Here is a 23,095-nt window from a genome sequence, read left to right on the forward strand (position 1 = left end):
GCCAGCAGCTGCTTCAAAATCTCGTTGAACCAGCGTGACGACATGCCGGACTTATTCATATAATATTTTACCGGTTGCCCGGGTTCTTGCTTAATGAGGAGCAGCACATCCCCCTCTTTACGCATAACTTGCAAGCCGATTTCTTCCTGAAAAGTCGCTAAATATCTCAAACATCGCAGATAATTACTAATATGCGGGTTGTAAATTTCATCATGCGAAGACACTGCCATCCCCCCTCTTAAAACATGCTTTGAAGCGTTTTCGCTATGAACGAACACCATGAAACATGATCATTGCCCCAACTGCCCACCATTTTCTGACTTCTGAACATTAGCTTAAGTTTTAGCTTCCATCCGTCATATAGATAAAGAAAAGTTATTATATTAATTATGCATGCATTTTTATACGCTCGAATTTGGTTTTGAAAATTTCCTTTGATGGCTAGATCCATAAAGGGTTCCGGTTCGTAAAACGATCCAAACGCGCCGCATCTCCGTTGATCCGCGAAAATTGCGGAGATTATAGAGAATTAATTTAACGTTATGTCAGAATTTGAAGGTGACAGAAAAATGAAAAATACAGGAAAATTAGGCCTTGGCCTATGCGTAAGCGTTTTAGCGCTTTCTTTGTCCAGCGTGGCTTCTGCTGCTCCTGGGGCGCTGGATGGCTCTTACACGGATTTAGCTGACGACATCGAAGATGCTGAAGGAACATTGGCAGATGAAACAGAAGCTGCAGATGCAGCTGCGGATGAAGCTGCGGCGAGTGCTGACGCGGCAGCTGATGCTTTTGCAAGTCTCTCGGATGCAGAAGTTGAGCTTCTTGAAGCTGCTCAAGAAGCGAGTGACGCCGCCGCTGCTGCTGCTGAAGACGCAGAAGAAGCTGCAGATGCAGCTGAAGAAGCTCTGGCCGCGCGTGTCGAAACACTGGCGGAATTGGCTGAGGCGGAAGGTGTTCTAGGAGAAGCCGAAGACGCTCAAGCTTTGACCGAAGCAGCTGTAGAAGAAGCTACAGATGATTTGGCGGATGCTCAGAATGCTTTTAACTTGGTTAATGCGGATGAAGATGCAACTGCGGAGCAAATAGCAGCAGCATCGGCAGATGTACTAGAAGCTCAGGAAGCCCTGGCTGATGCACAGGCGTTAGATGAAGAGGCAGCGGCGGAAGTTGCTACTGCTCAAGCTTCTGTAAGCGCACTGTCCACACAGCTTGCTGCGAACAATGCTCTAGTTCTCTCAACGGATGATGATGCAACCACTCTTGCCGCAGCTGCAATTATTGCATCCGACGATGCAACCGACGCATTCGCTGCTCTTGATGACGCCTTGGTAGAGAATGATGATTTGGCGGACATTTTTGAGGAGCTCGAAATCACTCCTGCCGGAGCAAATGGCACGGCTGCTGCACTGCTAGGCTTGAATGAAACTGCTGCGACTGATGCTGAAGCTGCGGTAGAAGCTCAGGCTTCGGTTGCCGACGCTAACGCTGCTTTGGCCGTGTTGGAACGTCAGGATAATATCTTGACCGCCGCAGCGGATAGCGATCAAGAGAACATAGCACTTGCCTCTGGCGCTCTCACGGGTGCCGACGCAGCAGCAGATTCCAACTTTGAAACCGAAGTTTTGGGTGCATTGACCGACCATGAGGACCGGATTGCAGAAAACTCTGCCGACATTGCAGTCCTAGAAACCGGTTTAACTGCGGAAGCTGCAGCGCGTGTAGCTGGCGATGCAGCAACGTTGACGAGCGCAAATGCGTTCACAACGTCTGCCGTAGAAGCTGAAGCCGAAGCGCGTGAAGCTGGCGATGCAGCAACGCTGGTGAGCGCAAATGCGTTCACAACGTCTGCCGTAGAAGCTGAAGCCGAAGCGCGTGAAGCCGCAGATACAGTGCTTACTACCCGTATCGCTGCTGAAGAAACAGCACGCGCCGCTGCAGATACAGTGCTTACTACCCGTATCGCTACTGAAGAAACAGCACGCGCCGCTGCAGATACAGTGCTTACTACCCGTATCGCTACTGAAGAAACAGCACGTGCCGCCGCAGATACAGTGCTTACTACCCGTATCGCTACTGAAGAAACAGCACGTGCCGTTGCAGATACAGCGCTTACTACCCGTATCGCTACTGAAGAAACAGCACGCGCCGCTGCAGATACAGTGCTTACTACCCGTATCGCTACTGAAGAAACAGCACGCGCCGCTGCAGATACAGTGCTTACTACCCGTATCGCTACTGAAGAAACAGCACGTGCCGCCGCAGATACAGCACTTGGTGCGCGTATCACGGCTGAAAACAGTGCGCGTGTAGCCGCTGATAATGCGCTTGGTACTCGTATCACCGATTTGGACAACACACTGCGTGACAAGATTGCTAGCTCAACCGCAACAGCAATCGCAATGGGTGGAAGCACGATCTTGCCAGATACGAACTTCACACTGTCAGGCAATGTCGGCATGTATGAAGGTGCATCTGCAGTGGCTCTTAATGCTGCAGGCCGCGTAAGCGAGAAGGTCTATGTAACGGCTGCCGTTGGTGGTGGTCTGAACAAGGGCGGAAAGCTTGGCGGACGCGTTGGAGTGGTCTTTGGTTTCTAACTGTTGACACTAATTGAGTAAAAAAGGGCTGCCAATCTCAAATGAGATTGGCAGCCCTTTTTATTTTAAGTAAAGAAGGTTCGAAATGGGCGATGCTAATGTCAACAACAAAGCGTAATTCCAAAAAGCTAACCAGGAATTTCTTAATTGCCTGCGTTGCAGCGCCCGCCATTATAGCGCTAGGCTGTTCTCAAATCAGTCATGCAGCTCAGAACACCCCTACTAAAGGCAGTACGCCTCAGAATAAAAAGTTGACTGAGCCTGTAAAACAACCGTCGATAGCTCAGAGTAAAAATCAGCCCCCGCCTCTAGAAAAGCAACAGGTAGCGCCTGATCTAATGCGTTCTGAGTTTATAACGCTTATGGATCTTGATTTTAAAAAACGCGATCTTGATGGTAATGGCAAAGCTACCCGTATAGAAGTAGAGGAGTTTATTAGACGCGATTCAACCGCGAAGGCTCAAGAACAAAATCGAGTTCTTTTCAAAAACCTCGACACCGACCGAAATGGTATGCTGTCCCCAATCGAATTTGCTGCATTGGTTCCTGCGCCTAAATTTATTGATGCCTCAGCAGAAATGTCTCGCTTTGATATTAACCGTGACCAGATTATATCACTCGTAGAATACCGCACAGCCACGCTGGCCAATTTTGATCGGATAGATACAGATAAAGACGGCATCTTGACACCGGCCGAAATATCCAAGTCAACTACTCCACGGTCTACGGAACCCTTGGATCGATAGTTACGCTGTAAAGTCTTAGTATCGCAGGCGTAGTCTAATGTAAGCGGAGCCTTACCAGCAACCTAGTGCAGTCGATTATCCGCAAATCTTCGTCTTAAGGCTCTGTACTTGCATCGAATAGCAGGTACCAGACATTCGATTTGACAAAACACCAGAGTAGGTCGTGCAGTAGGGACATGACAGTTCGGTAAACCCAGCAACGGTGAACCTGAGCACAACATCCAGAAGTTGTAATTGGAAATCCCGCTTTTGGGGTTCATTTTTCCGTCAATACGCGGCTCATTTTTAAGAAAGCCGGTTTTCGTCAGCGACTTGCGACATTGATTTTCCATCGCTAAATCATCAAAATGAACCTTGCATCACTTCTCGCCCAGTTCGAGCCGGGCGCCGCGTCGCACAAGATTTCCATCCCCGCTACCTGGCATCAGGGGCGCACCTCTTATGGCGGCTTAAGCTCGGCACTGGCCTATCAAGCGGCGAAGATGACTGCGGAGGATTTGCCGCCGCTTCAGTCGGCACAAATCGCGTTTGTGGGCCCCTTGGCCGGCGATGTCGAGGTGCAGGCCAATATCCTGCGTCGTGGTAAAAACACGGCATTTATCAAGGCCGACATCATGGGCGCAGATGGCATTGGCCTGACCTGCACGTTCATTTTCATGAACCGGCGGCAGAGCCATTTGGACTATATCAACATCGCGCAGCCCGAATTTCCGCCACTTCCGACCGCGGACAATGTACGCAGCGGCCCGCCTGAATTTTTCACGGGCCATATGCAATATCCGGACAAGCGGCTCGAACTGGGATTAGCAACCAACCGGCTCGCCAGCTGGCACCGCTTTACCGAACATGACGGGATTGACCATATTGCCGAACTTATCTGCATTGGTGATGCATTGCCGCCATCTGCGATGGGCTTGATGACCGAAAAGGGCATGGTCAGCTCGATGAACTGGCAGATCAACATGCTGACGGATACGCCAACGACCGACGATGGCTGGTGGTATCTCTCCAGCGAAACGCATCACGCCGCCAATGGCGCGAGCAGCCAATATATGACCGCATGGAACAGCCGCGGCGAAGCGGTGCTTACCGGCATGCAGTCGGTGGCAATTTTCGCTTAAACAGCTGGCTTTGCGCGGACAAAGCGCATGGCAAGCATCACAAGACCAATAACGATAAAATTATCGACAAAGGTTTTGTAGAACAGCCAATTGTCCGTCGTCAGCAATTTTGCAGCGCCATAATTCAGCGCCGCCATGATCAGGCCGATAACGCCCATGACGATAGCAAAGCGGCCCGCATGGATGTCCGAGTAGGGCATATACCGCGCTAAACCTTTGCCGATATACGGCCCGCCCCGCGCGCCATCGATAATGAAGAAACTGGCGGCGATTAATCCAGTGATTGTGCCGCGCTGCTTGATCCATTCATCATCATTCAGCCAAACTGCGAGGCCTGCCGAAATGCACAGCATCAAGATACCGAAGAGCGCAAGCCCGCCGGTGACATCAATTTTCGTTATGCGCTGGAACAGGACAAGCCCGAACCCGACGACCACGCCTACAATCGCCGCAGTCTGCAAATCGGTGAACTTTGCAACGAAGTAGAACAGCAGGCCCGTGATGATATCAATGGCAAATGGCAGGCGGTTGTGGCGCGCAAATACGCCGCCATTCACGTCTGCTTCTTGCGCGACCATGCCTTACCCTAACGCCGCCTGTTTTTCCTCAGCGAGGCGGTCCAGTTCGGCGCGGCTTTTCTTTTCGCTGGAGGATTTCAGCTGGCCGCACGCCGCCATGATATCGCGGCCGCGTGGTGTGCGCACGGGCGCGCTGATGCCGGCTTCGAAAATGATGCTGGAAAAACGCTTAATGCGTTCTGGATCCGAACATTCATAAATCGCGCCGGGCCATGGGTTGAACGGTATCAGATTGACCTTTGCCGGCAGTTTATACTGGCGGATGAGGCTCACGAGCTCGCGCGCATCTTCGTCGCTGTCATTCTTGTCCTTCAGCATCACATATTCGAATGTAATGCGCCGTGCGTTGCTGACGCCGGGATATTCGGCGCAGGCACGCAAAAGTTCATCAATGCCATATTTGCGGTTGATGGGGACGATTTCGTCACGGATTTCCTTGGTCACCGCATGCAGCGAGACCGCGAGGTTCACGTTAATCTCTTCGCCCGCGCGTGCCATCATCGGCACAACGCCCGACGTCGAAAGCGTAATGCGGCGGCGCGACAGGCCAAGGCCATCGCCATGCATAACAATCTTCATCGCATCACGGACATTGTCGAAATTATACAAAGGCTCGCCCATGCCCATCAACACGATGTTCGTGAGCATGCGGCCATCGGCGGTATAATGGCCGACATCATCATCTTCATCATCGTCCGCAACCGACGCCATATTGCCCTTTGGCCATTCGCCAAGCGCATCGCGCGCCAACATGACCTGCCCGACAATTTCGCCCGGTGTCAGGTTGCGCACCAGCCGCATCGTGCCCGTATGACAAAAACGGCAGTTGAGCGTGCAGCCCACTTGCGAAGAAATGCAAAGCGTGCCGCGATCCGCATCGGGAATGAACACCATTTCATAATCTTGCGCGTCATCGGTGCGCAAAAGCCATTTGCGCGTGCCATCGGTCGAAACCTGCGCCTCGACAACCTCTGGCCGGCCAATGACAAAGCGGTCGGCAAGCCATGGACGCATCGTTTTGGCGATGTCGGTCATCGCTTCAAAATCGGTCACGCCGCGATGGTAGATCCAATGGAACACCTGCTTTGACCGCAGCTTTGCCGCTTTTTCATCGAGCTGCGATTCTTCAAACAGCTGACGAATTTGGAGATGGCTGAGACCCATGAGGTCAATTCGGCCATCCGCACGCTGCGTAATCGCGCGTGGGGTGACAACGGGGTCTATATGGCCGGGAATCTGCATGATGGCCGCGCCTATACGCAATGAATCGCCGAAATGCCAGCTATGCTATCGCACAGCGCATCCCAATGCCGCAGCATCGATTGCACTGGGCGCACCGCGCAATGCGTAGGCATCGACAATCGACCGGCCATCGCGCCCGATCGTTTCGATGCTGAGCGACGTTGCCGAGCGGATGGCAGCAATAATCGCCAAGTCTATCCGCCGGTCCGCCGCCCATGCCGCGTTGCTATTGGCCTTTAAACGAAAGCGCCGGCCGCCCGCGGTCAATGTCACGCCGCTGTTTGGCGACCGATCGCGCGACAGCCGCACGTAAAGCTGGTGCGTCACCCTGCGCTTTGGCCAAAAACCGATGGAGACATAAGCCGCCCGCGTTGGAGGTCGTATCGTCTCGTCAGGCTCCGAAATTGCATAGCAGCGGGGGGTTTCCGGGTCACGAAACGCCGCCCACCCTTGATATACGCCAAGCCGGTCTTTGGCGGCGAGCGGCGCCGCGGCCGCAAGCGTCAACGCAAACATCAAAAGCATGTGCTTTCCGGCGGAGGCCGGAACCCAGCGCCGCGCTGCGCCCGGTTGTTCTGGGCTCCTGCCTTCGCAGGAGAACACATGATATCGCAAGCGAACCTTCAAGCACGCTCCCCTGCGCCGTCGCCGTCAATCACCAGCGTTTCGATACCATCGCGGATCATCACCATGCTGCCCTGCGCAAGGCTGTGGGCGATAGGCGCGCCGAAGCGTTCCATGGGCTCCAACCCCAGCAATACCCCGCGCAGCACGCGTGCGGTCATCCCATGGCAGATGATCAGCATGTCCTGTTCAAAGCTTTGGTCCGCTATCCAGTGACGCAGTCGCTGCGCGACATCGTCGTAAAATTCGCCGCCCTCGGGACGCACGGAAAACAGCTTGTGCTCCATATCGACGATTGGGCCGATTTCCGCGGATATGTCGGCATAGGTGCGGCTTGACCAAAGGCCGACGTCAATCTCCAACAGCCGGTCGTCGCGCATCGTCTGGTGCCAGTCGGCGTCGATTTCCTCTGCGATCAATGCAAGTGTCTGCAACGCGCGCCCGGCGGTGGACGACCAAAGCTGCGGCGTGGGGTCATCCCCCAGATAGTTTGCCAATGCACGGCCCATCGCACGCGCCTGCACACAGCCTTCCCACGTCAGCGGGGTATGCAGCTCTGCCTGCCCCTGCATCCGCGCAATTTTGTTAAACACAGTCTCCCCATGCCGTGCGATGAAAAGCCGTCTACCGTTCGTTGAAATCGTCATAATCGCCTTATTCCACAGGATATTCTTCGACGCAAAACCTATCGGCTTGCCCTGCTGGCCAAAGCGGTTATGGAAGAGTCGCCATAGAAATAGGGATTTTTGGCTGCTTTATGCTCGCCATGCCCGATAAGGGGAATTTGAATGAGAGCCACGATCGAACGCGCGACCCTGCTGAAAAGCCTGAGCCACGTCCAATCCGTTGTGGAACGGCGCAACACTATTCCCATTTTGTCCAACGTCCTGATCGAAGCCAGCGAAGGCGGCAAGATCAAGCTGACCGCGACGGACCTTGATCTGCAGGTCGTTGAAACCTTTGCTGCCGATGTTGAAACCCCCGGTGCAACGACCGTTTCGGCGCACACTCTGTTCGAAATCGCGCGCAAGCTTCCAGAAGGCTCGCAAGTCCAATTGCATGCCGCAGACGGCCGCATGGCGGTGAACGCTGGCCGCGCCCGCTTCTCGCTCGCCACGCTGCCGCGCGAAGATTTCCCAACGATCGCAGAGGGCGAATTGCCCACCTCGTTCGAAATTCCCGCAAGCTCGCTGATCCAGATTATCGACAAGACGCGTTTTGCGATCTCGACCGAAGAAACGCGTTATTATCTCAACGGTATTTTCCTGCACGTCACCGACGATGCCGATCCTGTGTTGAAGGCAGCGGCCACCGATGGCCACCGTCTCGCCCGCGTCACGCTGCCGCGTCCTGCTGGCGCAGAAAATATGCCCGACATAATCGTGCCGCGCAAATGCGTCGCCGAAATCCGCAAGCTGCTGGACGAAAGCGGCGGCAATGTCATCCAGATCGACCTGTCGGCGAGCAAAATCCGCTTCACCTTTGACAGCGTCATCCTGACATCAAAGCTGATTGACGGCACATTCCCCGATTACAGCCGCGTCATTCCAACCGCGAATGACAAGCTGCTGCGCATCGACCCCAAGGCATTCAGCCAAGGCGTTGACCGCGTGGCGACCATCGCCACCGAAAAAACCCGCGCTGTCAAAATGGCGCTCGATAAAGACAAGATCACTTTGTCGGTCACCAGCCCTGAAAACGGCACAGCCGCAGAAGAAGTGTCCGGCCAATATAGCAGCGACGGCTTCGAAATCGGCTTTAACGCCCGTTATTTGATGGACATATTGGGCGAAATCGAAGGCGACATCGTCGAGCTTCACTTGGCCGACGCCAGCGCCCCAACGCTCATTCGCGAGAATGACAAGTCAGCGGCGCTGTACGTTTTGATGCCAATGCGCGTCTAATAAATGGAGTGGCTTCCGCGCTGGAAGCCCTCCCTTATTCCGCGGCTTCCGCTATTTCGATGCTCTGCGGACCGCGCACTACGATACCGGGCAACGCGCCTGTCATCGCGCCATCACGGAAAGTGACCACGCCCGATTTTATCGTCGCGGCATAGCCATCCGCCTTTTGCAGTAAGCGCTTGCCACCGGCGGGCAAGTCGAACGCCAACCATGGCTTCAACAATTTCAACGCGTCAAAATCGATGACGTTGATATCGGCGAGATAACCGGGCTTCAGCACACCGCGATCATTCAGCCCATAAAGCCGCGCCGTGTCGTGGCATTGGCGTTTGACGGCCAGTTCAAGCGGTATTGTTCCGGCCTTACGGTCACGCGCCCAGTAACTGAGCAGAAATGTCGGTGACGCCGCGTCGCAAATCGTCCCGCAATGTGCGCCGCCGTCGGAGAGCGATGCGACGATATCGTCACGCTGGAGCAGCTCTTTGGTGAAGTCCAAATTGCCATCCATATAATTCAATATCGGCAGGTAAATCATGCCGTTGCCATCGTCGGCCATCAACTGGTCATAGGCATATTCGGCGCTTTCTTTGCCCGCGGCTTGCGCAAAGCCAAAGACGCTTTCTTCGCGGGTGGGTTCATAGCTAAAGCCATCGCCCAGCGGGAATTGCATGGCCCATGCGGCGGTGACCAGCATGAAGAATGGGGCCATATCAACCGACGGCGGTGGCAAATTATCCTCCGCCAACATCGCCGCCTTAAACGCCGGGTCGGACAGCTTTGCCTTTTGTTCGTCCCACGACAGTCCGGCGATTTTCTGCCAGCTCGGTTTACGCATGAATGGGTGCACCGTGCCGCGCCAGTTCATGATGACGCCGATACCGCGCAGGCCAATCGCCGCGACCAGATTGGCGCCATTGTCATTGGCATGGCACATCCCTGCCATTTGCTCGGTCCAAGGCATTTGCTTGATGGGCGATTGCAACATGGTGAAGGCAATCGGCAGCCCCGTCTCGCGGCTTAACCGACCCATCCAGCCGAACTCGTCCCATTCTTCCAAGAAATCGGTGGTCAGCTCAAACACCCCATGCCCGACTTTGCCCATGGCGCGGCCGATGCCAACCAGTTCGGGTTCGGTCGCCGTGGTCCCGGGGACAAGTTCGCCATCAATCGATTTGTGCAGCACCGTGCGGGATGTGGAAAAACCCAAAGCCCCTGCGCGCAAGCCTTCCTCCACCAGCCGCGCCATTTCGGCGATGTCGGCTTCGGTTGGCTCCTCATTATCCGCGCCGCGCTGTCCCATGACAAAGGCGCGCAACGCGCCGTGCGGAACTTGCGTGCCAATGTCGATAGTGCGCGGCAGGCGTTCGAGCGCATCGAGATAATCGGGAAAGCTCTCCCAATCCCATTTCATCCCCTCGGCCAACGCAGTGCCGGGAATATCCTCAACACCCTCCATCAGGCCGATCAACCAATCATGCTTGTCCTTTTTCGCGGGCGCAAAGCCAACGCCGCAATTGCCCATGACGACCGTGGTGACGCCATGCCAGCTCGACGGACCCATCTCACTGTCCCACGTTGCCTGGCCGTCATAATGGGTATGGATGTCAACAAAACCTGGCGCGACGATTTTACCCGAAGCATCAATCTCTTCGCGGCCTGAAGCGCTGATTTGGCCCATAGCAGTAATGATACCGCCATCGACCGCAATATCGGCGACAAAGCGCGGCGCGCCCGTGCCATCAACGACCGTTCCACCGCGAATGACCAAATCATGCATATCGACTCTCCTCTTCCTAAAGGAGAGCCTATCAGACTTAATCGGACGGTTAAAGTGGGGTCGCGTTGATCACGATTGCTCTGTGAAATTACGCTTTGCGCTGTCCCAACAAACGCAGGCGAAGTGCGTTCAGTTTGATGAAGCCCGCCGCATCCTTTTGGTCATAGGCGCCGGCGTCGTCTTCGAACGTCACAACCTTTTCGCTGTACAGGCTGTTGGGCGATTTGCGGCCAACCACACTGGCCAGACCCTTATACAGCTTCAGCCGGACGGTGCCGGACACCAAGGTCTGCGAATGGTCAATCGCGGCTTGCAGCATCTCGCGCTCGGGCGAGAACCAGAAGCCATTATAGATAAGCTCGGCATATTTCGGCATCAGCTCATCCTTAAGATGCGCTGCGCCGCGATCGAGCGTGATGCTTTCAATGCCGCGATGGGCACGGGCATAAATCTCGCCGCCGGGTGTTTCATACATGCCGCGCGATTTCATGCCGACAAAGCGGTTTTCGACCAGATCAAGGCGGCCAATGCCATGCTTGCGGCCAAGGTCATTCAGCGCAGCGAGCAAGGTCGCGGGCGACATCGCTTCGCCGTTCAGTGCGACGCCGTCGCCCTTTTCAAAATCGATGGTGATATATTCGGGCGTGTCGGGCGCATCTTCTGGATTGACGGTGCGCGAATAGACATAATCGGGCGTCTCATCCCACGGGTCCTCAAGCACTTTGCCTTCGGATGATGTGTGCAACAGATTGGCGTCGGTCGAAAACGGGCTTTCGCCGCGCTTGTCCTTGGGCACTGGAATCTGGTGCTGTTCGGCCCATTCGATCAGCCGTGTCCGGCTTGTCAGGTCCCACTCACGCCAAGGCGCAATCACCTTAATGTCGGGGTTCAGCGCATAAGCCGAAAGTTCGAACCGCACCTGATCATTGCCCTTGCCCGTTGCGCCATGCGCAATCGCGTCCGCGCCGGTTTCGGCGGCAATTTCGATCAACCGCTTCGAAATGAGCGGACGGGCAATCGATGTGCCCAACAAATAGTCGCCTTCATACCGCGCATTGGCGCGCATCATCGGGAAAACGAAATCGCGCACAAATTCTTCGCGTAAATCATCAATGTAGATATGGTGGTCCGGCACGCCCATCAGCACAGCCTTTTCGCGTGCTGGCCCAAGCTCTTCGCCCTGCCCCAAATCGGCGGTGAAGGTCACGACTTCGCAGCCATATTCTACCTGTAGCCATTTCAGGATGACGCTGGTGTCGAGCCCGCCCGAATATGCGAGGACGACTTTTTTAACGCTGTCTTTGGTCATATCATTTTCCGAAGCTGAATATCCGCCGCGCGCCTAACAGTTTAGGCGGGGTTCGACAACTCCCACAACTGCCAAAGCCCCAGAAAGAGGAACATCGACGCCGCAATCCTATGCACAATGCGCAGCGAAACCTTTTCCACCAGCTTCTCACCCAGATAGACCGCAGGGACATTGGCGATCATCATGCCCAAGGTTGTTCCCGCCGCAACCACCAGCACGGCATGATATTGTGCGCCAAGTGCGATTGTTGCGACTTGCGTCTTATCGCCCATCTCCACCAAGAAAAACGCGATTGTCGTGGCAACAAACGCCCCGCGCTGCGATGCGACTTTCATATCGTCATCGACCTTATCGGGAATAAGCGTCCACGCCGCCATCAGGATGAAACCAATTGCGACCGCGATGCGAAATGCGTCGCTCATGAAGATACTGGCAAGCGCACTGCCCGCCCAAGCCGCGAGCGCATGATTGGCCATTGTGGCGGCAAAAATGCCGGCGATGACCGGCAGCGGCTTTTTAAACCGTGTCGCAAGCAATATGGCGAGCAGCATTGTTTTGTCGCCGATTTCGGCAACGGCAACAAGCAAGGTAGATGCAAAGAAAATTTCCATAATGCTTTCCGGATAAGGCAGTTAAAAACGCAATGCCACCCACAACCCCGCGTGGCCGAGTGATAATGATGTTTAGCGGGCGATCAACAATGTTGCACCGGCATATCTGTGCGGCCCCATGGCTTTTCAACAAGATGCTTGGTCGGTTTCATGGGCCAGCCCTTACCCGCAATTAAACGCTTTTGCACCGTCCAAACTATCGCTAGAGAGGCGGCAATAACAACAATATCTCCCCAGGCACCACGTCCCACTGGAGCCAAAGTCATGACTGAATATGTAACCCGCGCAAACCTGCAGGTCGCTGATGAACTCGCGCTTTTCGTTGAAAGCCGCGCGCTATCGGGCACGGGCATAGCCGCCGACGCTTTATGGTCCGGGCTATCCGATATTCTCGCACGGTTTGTGCCGGTGAACCGCGCACTGCTCGCCAAACGCGACGCGCTGCAAACGCAAATCGATGCCTGGCACAAGGCGAACCCCGGACCGATTAGCGATATGCCGGCCTATCAGGCATTTTTGCGCGACATTGGCTATCTCGTTGCCGAACCAGCGCCCTTTGCCATTGGCACGCAAAATGTCGACGCGGAAATCGCGACGATGGCGGGGCCGCAGCTGGTCGTGCCCAGCCTTAACGACCGCTTCGTTTTGAACGCCGCCAACGCCCGTTGGGGCAGCCTATATGATGCCTTATATGGCACTGACGCGCTCGATGCCCCGCCTGCCCGCCCAGGCGGCTATGACGCGGATCGCGGCGCGGCCGTCATCGCTTATGCGCGCAATTTCCTGAACCACAGCATCCCGGGTTGGGAAGCCGTGTTGTCCGGCGGCGCGTCCGATTTCTTCGTTACGCAAACCGCATCGGGTGACATAAAACGCTATCTGTTCAAACAAAATGGCCTGCATATCGAGATATTGGTCGATCCCGCGCACCCCATCGGTGCGACCGACGAACTGCATATCGCCGATGTTATCCTTGAGGCCGCGCTGACCACGATCATCGATCTGGAAGACTCGGTCGCCGCCGTCGACGCGCAGGACAAGGTTGCGGCTTACACCAACTGGCTTGGCCTGATGCGTGGTGATCTGGTGGCGTCCTTCGACAAAGGCGGGCGGACCATGACCCGCGCGCTTGAGGCGGACCGCAATTATGACGGCCTCACCCTTGCTGGCCGCAGCCTGATGTTCGTGCGCAATGTCGGGCATCTGATGACCAACCCGGCGGTACTGTTGCCCGATGGCAGCGAAGCGCCCGAAGGCATTCTCGACGCGTTGTTCACCTCTTTATGCGCGCTGCATGACCTGAAAGGTCTTGGCACGCATCGCAACAGCCGCGCCGGTTCAATCTACATCGTGAAGCCAAAGATGCACGGCCCCGAAGAAGCCGCGCTGACCAACGCATTGTTCGATGCGGTTGAAGATGTGCTCGGCCTGCCGCGTCACACCATCAAGGTCGGCGTGATGGACGAAGAACGCCGCACCAGCGCGAACCTCGCGGCTTGCATTCACGCGGTGAAAGACCGCATCGTCTTCATCAACACCGGCTTCCTTGATCGCACCGGCGACGAAATGCACACCGCGATGCAGGCTGGCCCCATGATCCGCAAGGCGGAGATGAAAGCGAGCAGCTGGATCCAAGCCTATGAAGCGCGCAACGTCCAAATCGGCCTTGCCTGCGGCCTTTCGGGCAAAGCGCAAATCGGCAAAGGCATGTGGGCCGCGCCTGATATGATGGCCGACATGATGGTGCAGAAAATCGGGCATCCCAAGGCGGGTGCGAATACCGCATGGGTCCCCTCACCCACCGCAGCAACGCTGCACGCGATGCATTATCACCAGTTTGACGTCTTTGCGCGGCAGGCGGAACTGGCACAAGAGCCCACGCCGGGCCTTGATCCCTTGCTGAATATTCCCGTTGCGCCCGTCGGCCACAATTGGTCCGATGAAGAGGTCTCGCAAGAGCTTGAGAACAACGCACAGGGCATCCTTGGCTATGTCGTCCGCTGGATTGACCAAGGTGTCGGCTGTTCAAAGGTCCCCGACATTCACGACATCGGCCTGATGGAAGACCGCGCCACATTGCGTATTTCGTCGCAGCATATTGCCAACTGGCTGCTGCACGGCATTGCGACCGAGGCGCAGGTGGACGCCGCGCTCACCAAGATGGCGGCGAAGGTCGACGCGCAAAATGCCAGCGATCCGCTTTACGAAAAGCTCACATCGGGCAGCATCGCGATGCAGGCCGCCCGTGCGCTCATCTTCGAAGGCGTGGCGCAGCCCAATGGCTACACCGAACCATTGCTGCACAAATTCCGGCAGGAGAAGAAAGCGGCGGCCTAACGCGGCGCCGCTTTTTTCAGCTGTCCGGCTTTCCAGTCCATCGCCCGGCGCACGCGGTTTTCGACCGACGGGTGCGAGTAGAATATCACTTCTTGCAACGCCGATGGCCGCGGGTAGCGATATTCGGCGGTTTTAACCAACGCGCCTGCAAGCGCATCGGGCAAATTCGCCGTCCGAAGCGAATAAGCGTCCGCCTCGCTCTCGCCGACACGCGTCACGCTGTTGACCACCGGCTGCGCAAACAGGCCCAGAACCGAAACGATCAGCAACAATATCGGCAATCCTTCGGGGTCGCCGATGGTGGCTTTGCTGCCAAATAAGGCCGCGACCCGATGGAACAATCGGTCGGCCAGAAAAAAGCCAAGCATCGCAATGAACACAATGGCAAAAACCATCCGCCAGACATGGCCAAGAACATAATGCCCAATCTCATGCCCCGTTACGGCCTTCACCTCGTCCAATGACGCCTGCTTGAGCGCAACGTCGGAAATCGCAATCCGCGCCGAACCAAAAACGCCAGAGACATTGGCGGTGAAGTTGTTCGATTGGCGTGAGCCATCAAACATCAACACACGGTCATGCGGAATATTGGCTTCGTCCGCCATTTCAAGCAACGCCGTCCGCACTGGCCCCGCTGGAACTGGCTTATATTCGTTGAACATCGGCTCAATCACCACAGGCGCGAGCAATATCGTCACCGCCGCGGCAAAAGCCGCAAGGCCACCGGACCATATCCACCATGTTTTGCCCGCACGGCGGATAAGCGCATAGACGCCGAGGAAAAACAGCCCGCCCAATATGCTCGACACCGTGATGCCAATCGCATTTTGGGCAAGGAAATCAGACAATGGCTGGTCCGTCCGGCCATAGGATCGTTCAAAACCCCATTGCTCATAAATGCTCCAGGGCAGGCTGATGACGGCCGAAATGACGAAAAAGGCGACGCAGATTATCCATGTCCGCAATGCCCAGCCGCGATTTTGCAATTTCGCCGACAGGCGGTCGAGCAGGCCCGAGCGTACAATAATCCACGTTACAATGGCGGTGACAACCAACCCCGCCAACAACATCCAATGCGTGGCGATGGTATAGCTTTCGGCCTTTTGCAGCGCCTCTGGCCCCAGACTGTCAATATAACGCGCGGTCTCTGCCGCTGGATCAAATGCCATGTCTATTCCCCCCGATATGCTGTGTTAGCTATCTCACACAGCATAGACATGCAACCGCATCTTGCGGATGGACGGTATATGGGGATTTATGGCGTGGGGGCCGCCGTGATTTATGCGCCCGCCAATTTACGCGACAGCGTCGATAAACCGCTCCGCATCGAGAGCAGCCATACAGCCCGTGCCCGCGCTGGTGCATGCTTGGCGATAGATATGGTCCATCACATCGCCGCAGGCAAATACGCCGGGGACGCTGGTTTCCGTTGCCTGACCCTCCGAACCGCCACGCACCTTGATATAGCCGCCAGCCATATCCAGATGCCCTTCGAAAATGCCGGTATTTGGCTTGTGCCCGATGGCGATGAAGACACCGTGCAATTCGATATCCTCGGTGCCGCTGCCGTCGGTCGCGGCAATGCGCATGCCCGTGACACCCATCGCATCGCCCAGAACCTCATCCAATGTGTGGTTCCATTTGATGGTGATTTTGCCTTCGGCTTCGCGCGCGAACAGGCGGTCTTGCAAGATCTTCTCCGCCTTCAATTTGTCGCGGCGGTGGACCAAGGTCACATGGCTGGCGATATTGGCGAGGTACAAAGCTTCTTCGACCGCAGTGTTGCCGCCGCCGATGACGGCGACGGGCTTGTTGCGATAGAAAAAGCCGTCGCAGGTTGCGCAGGCCGATACGCCCTTGCCCATGAACGCGGTTTCGCTCGGCAGGCCAAGATATTGCGCGCTTGCGCCGGTTGCGATGATGACCGCGTCGGCGGTGTAATCACCCGCGCCGCCCGTCAGGACAAAGGGCCGCTTCGAAAAATCGACCTTTTCAATATAGTCATTTTCAATCCGCGTGCCGAAACGTTCGGCGTGCTTGCGCATCCGTTCCATCAACTCGGGGCCCATGACACCCGCGTCATCACCTGGCCAGTTGTCGACTTCGGTCGTGGTCATCAACTGCCCGCCGATTTCAACACCGGTAATCATCATGGGCGTCAGGTTGGCGCGCGCGGCATAGACCGCCGCGGTGTATCCGGCGGGACCGGAACCTATAATGATAACAGGGGCGTGGCGATTTTCGGTCATGGACGGTCTTTCTGATTCTGTTCGGTCCGGACATAAGCGCCGCCACCGCTTTGGCCAAGTGCGCCGCCCGACTTATCCCCATTAAATTAGCGCTTCACATTATGACGTCGGCAACTTATCAGGCGGGCCGAAACACGGGTTTAGGGAGCATTTTCATGGCTAAAATCACAGTAATTTCACGCGATGGCCAAGGCCGCGAAGTTGAGGCTGAAAATGGCCTGAGCCTGATGGAAGTCATCCGCGACAATGGCTTTGACGAATTGTTGGCATTGTGCGGCGGTTGCTGCTCGTGCGCGACCTGCCACATCCATGTCGATCCCGCTTTTGCCGATCGCCTGCCCAAGATGAGCGAAGACGAGAATGACTTGCTCGACAGCACCGACCACCGCAACGAAACCTCACGCCTGTCCTGTCAGGTTCCTGTGACCGATGCGCTTGACGGCCTAATCGTCACCATCGCGCCTGAGGATTGATTTAGAGCGACGTTAACGCCCCTCCCGCAGGCGGGAGGGTTGGGGGGACGGCGACCCCGCTAAACCGCCGTAACAAGGCCAATCATCGCCCCTGTCATCGCAGAGGCGAGATTGCCTGCGACCCAGCTTTTCATTCCCAATGACGCGGCTTCGGTGCGGCGTGCGGGGCATAAGGTACCGATCGTCGACACGAGCAGTCCGATGCTGGCCAAGTTGGCAAATCCGCATAAGGCATAAGTGACAATCAGCTGGCTGCGCGGGCCCAAAGTGCCATCGGCCAATGCCGCCATGTCGAGATAGGCGACATATTCGTTCAATATCGCCTTGGTTCCCATCAACCCGCCTGCAGTTCCTGCCTCGTCCCATGGCACGCCGATTGCCCACATCAATGGCGCAAACAGCCAGCCGAACATCCGGCGCAGCGTCAACGCTGTCCCGTCGACCAAGGGCAAGACGGTCAGCATCTGGTCAACCAAAGCAACCAGCGCAAACACCACAATGATGATGCCAATAACCGCAAGGAACAGCTGAACCCCGTCCATCGTCCCGGTAATGACCGCGTCGATGCTGCTTTCATATTTCAAGCTGGTGTCATCAGGATCCATCTGGGTATCCCCCGCGCCCGGCACCATCAGCCGGGCGATCAGGATCGACGCGGGCAGCACGATCAAAGATGCCGAAATCATATGGCCGACAGCATCAGGAACCGTTTTGGACAGCGTCTGTGCATAAAGGATCAGGATCGCACCGGAAATTGTCGACATCGCCAGCACCATGACCATGAACAATTCGCTGCGGCTCATTTTCTCAAAATAGGCGCGGACGACCAGAGGCGCCTCAACGACGCCCAAGAAGATATTTGCCCCTGCACTTAAACCAACGACGCCGCTCACTCCCATCGTCTTTTGCATCGCCCAACTTAACCCGCGCACAATGATCGACAGGATTTTCCAGTGCCACAATAATGCGGAAAGCGCCGAGAAAACGATGACCAGCGGCAATATTTGGAAGGCAATAATCAGAGGAGGGCTTGCGCCTTCCTTCAGCACGAACGGCAAATCCCCGCCGCCGGTATAGCCGAACATATAGCTTGAACCGACCAAGGTCGCCTTTTCGACCGCCATGACCGCATAATTGGCGAGCATGATGACGTCCCACACAAACGGGACCCGCACGATCACCAATGCGATCAATATTTGCAGCAGCAACGCGCCACCGACCCAGCGCCAGCCCGGAAATGCCCTGCGCTGTTCGGAAAATCCCCACGCCATCAACAATATGACCGCGATCCCGATCAACCCCTGCAATTGCGCGAGCATCGCCATTAGCCGCGCATTGCCTGATCCAGCGATTCCTGAAGCACGGGATAGCCATGGCCGTCGGGGATGCAGAGCCAGTTTCCGTCTTCGCGCTTATCGATATAGGTCAGGACCGTGGAAACCGGATGCGCTGCCGCGTGCGCGGCAGCAGCGTCAAAGTCACCAAACATCGCCAGCCGTTCCAGATTGCGGCGCGTCGGGAAGATGATCTTCACCTCGCCCTTGTCGGCTTTGTCCAAAACCTCTGCCGCGCTGGCCCAAAACAGCGCGCGGTTTTCGGTGTGGTCGACGGTCGCCAGCGGCGTCGTGTTGCCTGCGTTCACCAAATAGAAGCGCGTATCGAAAACCCGCGATGCCCGCTCAAACGCTGGCGGCCGCCAGCGTGACCATGGCACGAGTTGTTCAAAATCGGGTTCCCAGCCAAAGCGGTTGCATATGGCTTGCAGGCTTTCCCCATCATGCAACGCCGCGCGCGGGGCATCGCAATCGGCGGGGTCATCAACACCCTTTAGCCCAAGGGCAAGCCCAGCCTCCTCAATCGTCTCGCGGATCGCCGCCAGCCGCGCCGCGGCCTCATCCAATGGCAAAGGGCCGCCCAGCATTTCGGCATAATCGAAATCCGCCGGATCGACCTTCCCACCCGGGAAAACCGCCGCACCGCCGGCAAAAGCCATTGCCTTGATGCGTTCGACCATCAACAACAATGGCGCACCGCCATCGGGGTTTTGGCGAAAAATCACCATAGTGGCGGCGGGGGTGGCGATGGGTTCGAGTGCTGTTTCTAAAGTCATGCCCCACATGAGCATGGAATGCCCGGCGTTAGAAGTGGAAAGTTAATCCAGCGGTTAAACTCTATCAAAACATTGCGGGGCCCTCTTCGCCCGCGCGTGTTATGCGCATGCAAGATGAGGTAAAAACCTGCCTTGAATTTGGTTAATCTTCGGCCCATTCCAGAATGAGACTCGCGCACTTGCGCTTTTAGAACAAATCTGGAACAAGCTAATTCATGTCACTCACCCATATTAAGGTGCGCGGTGCGCGCGAGCATAATCTCAAGGGCGTCGATATCGACCTTCCACGCGATAAGCTGATCGTCATCACCGGGCTTTCCGGTTCGGGCAAATCCAGCCTCGCGTTCGACACCATCTATGCCGAAGGGCAGCGGCGTTATGTCGAATCGCTGTCGGCTTATGCGCGCCAGTTTCTGGAAATGATGCAAAAGCCCGATGTCGAACATATTGAGGGCCTGTCGCCCGCGATCTCCATTGAGCAGAAGACGACGTCGCGCAACCCGCGCTCGACCGTCGCGACGGTGACCGAGATTTACGATTATATGCGGCTGTTATGGGCGCGCGTCGGCGTGCCGTATTCGCCCGCGACGGGCCTGCCGATTACCGCGCAAACGGTCAGCCAGATGGTCGACCGCGTGATGGCCTTGCCAGAGGGCACGCGCGCGTTCCTGCTTGCCCCCGTGGTGCAAGGCCGCAAGGGCGAATATCGCAAGGAACTCGCCGAGTGGCAGCGTTCGGGCTACACCCGCGTGCGCATCGACGGCGAAATGTACGCCATCGAAGACGCGCCCGCGCTCGACAAGAAATATAAGCATGACATTGAGGTCGTCGTTGACCGTATCGTCGTCAAGGACGGCATCCAACAGCGTTTGGCCGAAAGCTTTGAAGCAGCATTGAAGCTGGCCGATGGCTTGGCCTTTGTGGACTTGGCCGACACCACGGTGGCGGAATTGCAGACGGGCAATGCCGACAGCGTGCCTAGCGCCTTTGGCGAAGCGCGCGCGACGTTCACACCCGCCACCAACGTCACCGGCGGCGCGATGAAGGGCACGGGCCTGCCCGCGAACCGCATCGTCTTTTCCGAGAAATTCGCCTGCCCCGTCAGCGGCTTTACCATCGCCGAAATCGCGCCGCGTCTGTTCTCGTTCAACGCCCCGCAAGGCGCGTGTCCCGATTGCGATGGCCTTGGCGAGCGGCAGGAGTTTGACCCGCAACTGGTGGTGCCGAACGAGCATCTGTCGTTGAAGAAAGGCGCGATTGTGCCTTGGGCGAAATCAAACCCGCCCAGCCCCTATTATATGCAAGTGCTGTCCAGCCTGGCGAAGGCTTATGGGTTTAACCTCGATACCGCGTGGGAGGATCTGCTCCCCGAACAGAAGCTGATCATCCTGCACGGCACCGGCGGCATGGCGGTGGAGCTGACGTTTAAGGACGGGCGCAAGGAATATACGGTGCGCAAGGCGTTTGAGGGCGTCATCGGCAATCTCAACCGCCGCTTGTTGCAAACCGACAGCGCGTGGATGCGCGAGGAGCTGTCCAAGTACCAGACCTCACAACCGTGCGAAACCTGCCACGGCGCGCGCCTCAAGCCCGAAGCGCTCAGCGTCAAAATCGCGGGCGTCGACATCGCCACCCCGACGAAGATGAGCGTGGGCGACGCGCTCGAATGGTTCGGCAGCGTCGACCAAACGCTAACCAACCAGCAGCAGCAAATTGCCAAAGCGATCCTGAAGGAAATCAACGAACGGTTGGGCTTCCTCAACAATGTCGGGCTTGATTATCTCAACCTCGACCGGACGTCAGGGACATTATCCGGCGGGGAGAGCCAGCGCATCCGCCTCGCCAGCCAAATCGGCTCCGGCCTGTCGGGCGTGCTCTATGTGCTGGATGAGCCCAGCATCGGCTTGCACCAGAAAGACAATGACCGCCTGCTCGCCACGCTGCGCCGCCTGCGCGATTTGGGCAACACCGTCATCGTGGTTGAGCATGACGAAGACGCGATCCGCACCGCCGACTGGGTGGTCGATCTTGGCCCCGGCGCGGGCGTCCATGGCGGCACCGTCATGGCCGAAGGCACGTTGAAACAAATCCTGAAGTCGAAAGACAGCCTGACCGCCGCGTATCTGAATGGCACGCGTGAGATTGCGGTGCCCAAGACCCGGCGCAAGGGCAATAAGAAGAAGCTGACCGTCCACAATGCCCGCGCCAACAACCTAAAGAATGTCACCGCCAGCATCCCGCTGGGCACATTCACCTGCATCACCGGCGTATCGGGCTCCGGCAAGTCAAGCTTCACCATCGACACGCTGTATGCCTCTGCAGCCCGCAGCCTGAATGGCGCGCGCGTCATCGCGGGCGCGCATGACAAGGTCACCGGCCTTGAACATTGCGACAAGGTGATCGACATCGACCAATCCCCCATTGGCCGCACCCCGCGTTCGAACCCCGCGACCTATACCGGCGCGTTCACCAACATCCGCGACTGGTTCGCCCAATTGCCCGAAAGCGCCGCGCGCGGGTACAAGCCGGGGCGTTTCAGCTTCAATGTCAAGGGCGGGCGCTGCGAAACGTGCAGCGGCGATGGCCTGATCAAGATCGAAATGCACTTCCTGCCCGACGTCTATGTGACGTGCGAGGAATGCAACGGCAAACGCTACAACCGCGAAACGCTGGAGGTCAAATGGAAGGGCTTATCCATCGCCGACGTGCTCGACATGACGGTGGAGGACGCGGTGGAGGTGTTCAAGGCCGTCCCCCCGATCCGCGACAAAATGGCCATGCTGGCGGAGGTTGGGCTTGGTTATGTCAAGGTCGGGCAACAGGCGACGACATTATCCGGCGGCGAAGCGCAACGCGTCAAACTCGCCAAGGAACTCAGCCGCCGTTCCACCGGCCAGACGCTCTACATCCTGGACGAGCCCACCACCGGCCTGCATTTTGAAGATGTCCGCAAACTCCTCGAAGTGCTCCACCGTTTGGTGGAACAGGGCAACAGCGTGGTGGTCATCGAACATAATCTCGACGTCATCAAGACCGCGGACTGGATCATCGACCTCGGCCCCGAAGGCGGCGTTAAAGGCGGCGAGATCGTCGCCGAAGGCACGCCGGAGGATGTGGTAAAGGTCGCCGCGAGCTACACGGGGCATTATTTGAAACCGATGTTGGAAAAGGCAAGCTAAGTTTCCCCTCCCGCAGGCGGGAGGGGCTAGGGGTGGGCCCCCGGACTGGTCCGAGAGGCTCCATTGGGTTAGGGGTGGCCCCCGCGCGAGCTAAGTGATTCACGCAGAGGCGCAGAGAACGCAGAGAATTTCTAACCCCACCGTCCTCCTGACACCAACCCGTCATCCCGACACCACTACCCGTCATCCTGAACTTGTTTCAGGATCTTAATTCCGACCGCCGACAAAAAGTAAGATG

The 23,095-nt window shown here is 56.7% G+C and carries 18 protein-coding genes; 7 read left to right on the forward strand and 11 right to left on the reverse strand.

Annotated elements, in window-relative coordinates; all coding sequences use genetic code 11:
* The first annotated feature begins 713 nt into the window (after positions 1–713).
* The 3 genes from ACILQA_RS01350 to ACILQA_RS01360 all read left to right on the forward strand — a co-directional run bounded on the left by ACILQA_RS01350 (position 714) and on the right by ACILQA_RS01360 (position 4,464).
* On the forward strand, positions 714–2,597 hold the full coding sequence (locus ACILQA_RS01350) for a hypothetical protein (RefSeq protein ID WP_395628066.1): 1,884 nt from the start codon (positions 714–716) through the stop codon (positions 2,595–2,597).
* Positions 2,598–2,638: 41 nt separating this feature from the next.
* On the forward strand, positions 2,639–3,343 hold the full coding sequence (locus ACILQA_RS01355; protein WP_395628067.1) for an EF-hand domain-containing protein: 705 nt from the start codon (positions 2,639–2,641) through the stop codon (positions 3,341–3,343).
* A 347-nt stretch (positions 3,344–3,690) separates the two neighbouring features.
* Entirely contained in the window at positions 3,691–4,464 is a 774-nt protein-coding gene (locus tag ACILQA_RS01360; RefSeq protein WP_395628068.1) for a thioesterase family protein, read from the forward strand.
* Here ACILQA_RS01360 and ACILQA_RS01365 read toward each other — a convergent pair.
* The 4 genes from ACILQA_RS01365 to ACILQA_RS01380 all read right to left on the reverse strand — a co-directional run bounded on the left by ACILQA_RS01365 (position 4,461) and on the right by ACILQA_RS01380 (position 7,555).
* Positions 4,461–5,042 carry a septation protein IspZ gene (locus ACILQA_RS01365; RefSeq protein ID WP_395628069.1) on the reverse strand — a complete coding sequence of 194 codons (582 nt, stop codon included), beginning with the start codon at positions 5,040–5,042 and terminating at the stop codon, positions 4,461–4,463. The two genes, ACILQA_RS01360 and ACILQA_RS01365, sit on opposite strands and share 4 nt — an antisense overlap.
* Positions 5,043–5,045: 3 nt before the next feature.
* Entirely contained in the window at positions 5,046–6,284 is a 1,239-nt protein-coding gene (gene rlmN / locus ACILQA_RS01370) for a 23S rRNA (adenine(2503)-C(2))-methyltransferase RlmN (protein ID WP_395628070.1), read from the reverse strand.
* Between the two features lie 45 nt (positions 6,285–6,329).
* The gene (locus tag ACILQA_RS01375; protein WP_395628071.1) at positions 6,330–6,809 is read right to left on the reverse strand and encodes a hypothetical protein; all 480 of its coding nucleotides are present in this window, start codon (positions 6,807–6,809) and stop codon (positions 6,330–6,332) included.
* A 98-nt stretch (positions 6,810–6,907) separates the two neighbouring features.
* Positions 6,908–7,555 (reverse strand): histidine phosphatase family protein, encoded by a 648-nt coding sequence (locus ACILQA_RS01380; RefSeq protein WP_395628072.1) that lies wholly within the window; start codon positions 7,553–7,555, stop codon positions 6,908–6,910.
* Between the two features lie 141 nt (positions 7,556–7,696).
* On the opposite strand from ACILQA_RS01380, the gene dnaN reads away from it, so the two are divergent.
* The gene (gene dnaN / locus ACILQA_RS01385) at positions 7,697–8,812 is read left to right on the forward strand and encodes a DNA polymerase III subunit beta (RefSeq protein ID WP_324477822.1); all 1,116 of its coding nucleotides are present in this window, start codon (positions 7,697–7,699) and stop codon (positions 8,810–8,812) included.
* Between the two features lie 34 nt (positions 8,813–8,846).
* On the opposite strand, the gene ACILQA_RS01390 is transcribed toward dnaN, so the two are convergent.
* From ACILQA_RS01390 to ACILQA_RS01400, 3 genes are all read right to left on the reverse strand, one after another.
* Positions 8,847–10,589, reverse strand: a complete 1,743-nt coding sequence (locus tag ACILQA_RS01390) for an amidohydrolase family protein (RefSeq protein ID WP_395628073.1) — start codon at positions 10,587–10,589, stop codon at positions 8,847–8,849.
* Positions 10,590–10,677: 88 nt separating this feature from the next.
* Positions 10,678–11,898, reverse strand: a complete 1,221-nt coding sequence (locus ACILQA_RS01395) for an argininosuccinate synthase (RefSeq protein WP_183941779.1) — start codon at positions 11,896–11,898, stop codon at positions 10,678–10,680.
* Positions 11,899–11,939: 41 nt separating this feature from the next.
* Entirely contained in the window at positions 11,940–12,509 is a 570-nt protein-coding gene (locus ACILQA_RS01400; RefSeq protein WP_395628074.1) for a TMEM165/GDT1 family protein, read from the reverse strand.
* Positions 12,510–12,773: 264 nt separating this feature from the next.
* Between ACILQA_RS01400 and ACILQA_RS01405 the strand changes: the two genes are divergently transcribed.
* Positions 12,774–14,846: a malate synthase G gene (locus ACILQA_RS01405; RefSeq protein WP_395628075.1), complete on the forward strand. Its 2,073-nt coding sequence runs from the start codon at positions 12,774–12,776 to the stop codon at positions 14,844–14,846.
* Here the strand turns inward: ACILQA_RS01405 and ACILQA_RS01410 are convergent.
* Both ACILQA_RS01410 and trxB read right to left on the reverse strand, forming a co-directional pair.
* Complete coding sequence (locus ACILQA_RS01410) at positions 14,843–16,015, reverse strand: M48 family metallopeptidase (protein ID WP_395628076.1); 1,173 nt, start codon at positions 16,013–16,015, stop codon at positions 14,843–14,845. The genes ACILQA_RS01405 and ACILQA_RS01410 overlap by 4 nt on opposite strands.
* 126 nt (positions 16,016–16,141) lie before the next feature.
* Positions 16,142–17,095 carry a thioredoxin-disulfide reductase gene (trxB, locus tag ACILQA_RS01415; protein ID WP_395628077.1) on the reverse strand — a complete coding sequence of 318 codons (954 nt, stop codon included), beginning with the start codon at positions 17,093–17,095 and terminating at the stop codon, positions 16,142–16,144.
* Between the two features lie 155 nt (positions 17,096–17,250).
* On the opposite strand from trxB, the gene ACILQA_RS01420 reads away from it, so the two are divergent.
* Positions 17,251–17,568 (forward strand): 2Fe-2S iron-sulfur cluster-binding protein, encoded by a 318-nt coding sequence (locus ACILQA_RS01420; RefSeq protein WP_183941786.1) that lies wholly within the window; start codon positions 17,251–17,253, stop codon positions 17,566–17,568.
* Between the two features lie 59 nt (positions 17,569–17,627).
* Here ACILQA_RS01420 and ACILQA_RS01425 read toward each other — a convergent pair whose 3' ends face one another.
* Together ACILQA_RS01425 and ACILQA_RS01430 are read right to left on the reverse strand one after the other, a co-directional pair.
* Complete coding sequence (locus tag ACILQA_RS01425; protein ID WP_395628078.1) at positions 17,628–18,893, reverse strand: NupC/NupG family nucleoside CNT transporter; 1,266 nt, start codon at positions 18,891–18,893, stop codon at positions 17,628–17,630.
* On the reverse strand, positions 18,893–19,678 hold the full coding sequence (locus ACILQA_RS01430) for an NUDIX hydrolase (protein ID WP_395628079.1): 786 nt from the start codon (positions 19,676–19,678) through the stop codon (positions 18,893–18,895). The genes ACILQA_RS01425 and ACILQA_RS01430 overlap by 1 nt, the downstream gene beginning before the upstream one ends.
* 215 nt (positions 19,679–19,893) lie before the next feature.
* On the opposite strand from ACILQA_RS01430, the gene uvrA reads away from it, so the two are divergent.
* Positions 19,894–22,857, forward strand: coding sequence for an excinuclease ABC subunit UvrA (gene uvrA, locus ACILQA_RS01435; protein WP_395628080.1), 2,964 nt, complete (start codon positions 19,894–19,896; stop codon positions 22,855–22,857).
* Positions 22,858–23,095: the final 238 nt, after the last annotated feature.

This window comes from Sphingorhabdus sp., assembly GCF_044239005.1.
GTDB lineage: Bacteria > Pseudomonadota > Alphaproteobacteria > Sphingomonadales > Sphingomonadaceae > Sphingorhabdus_B.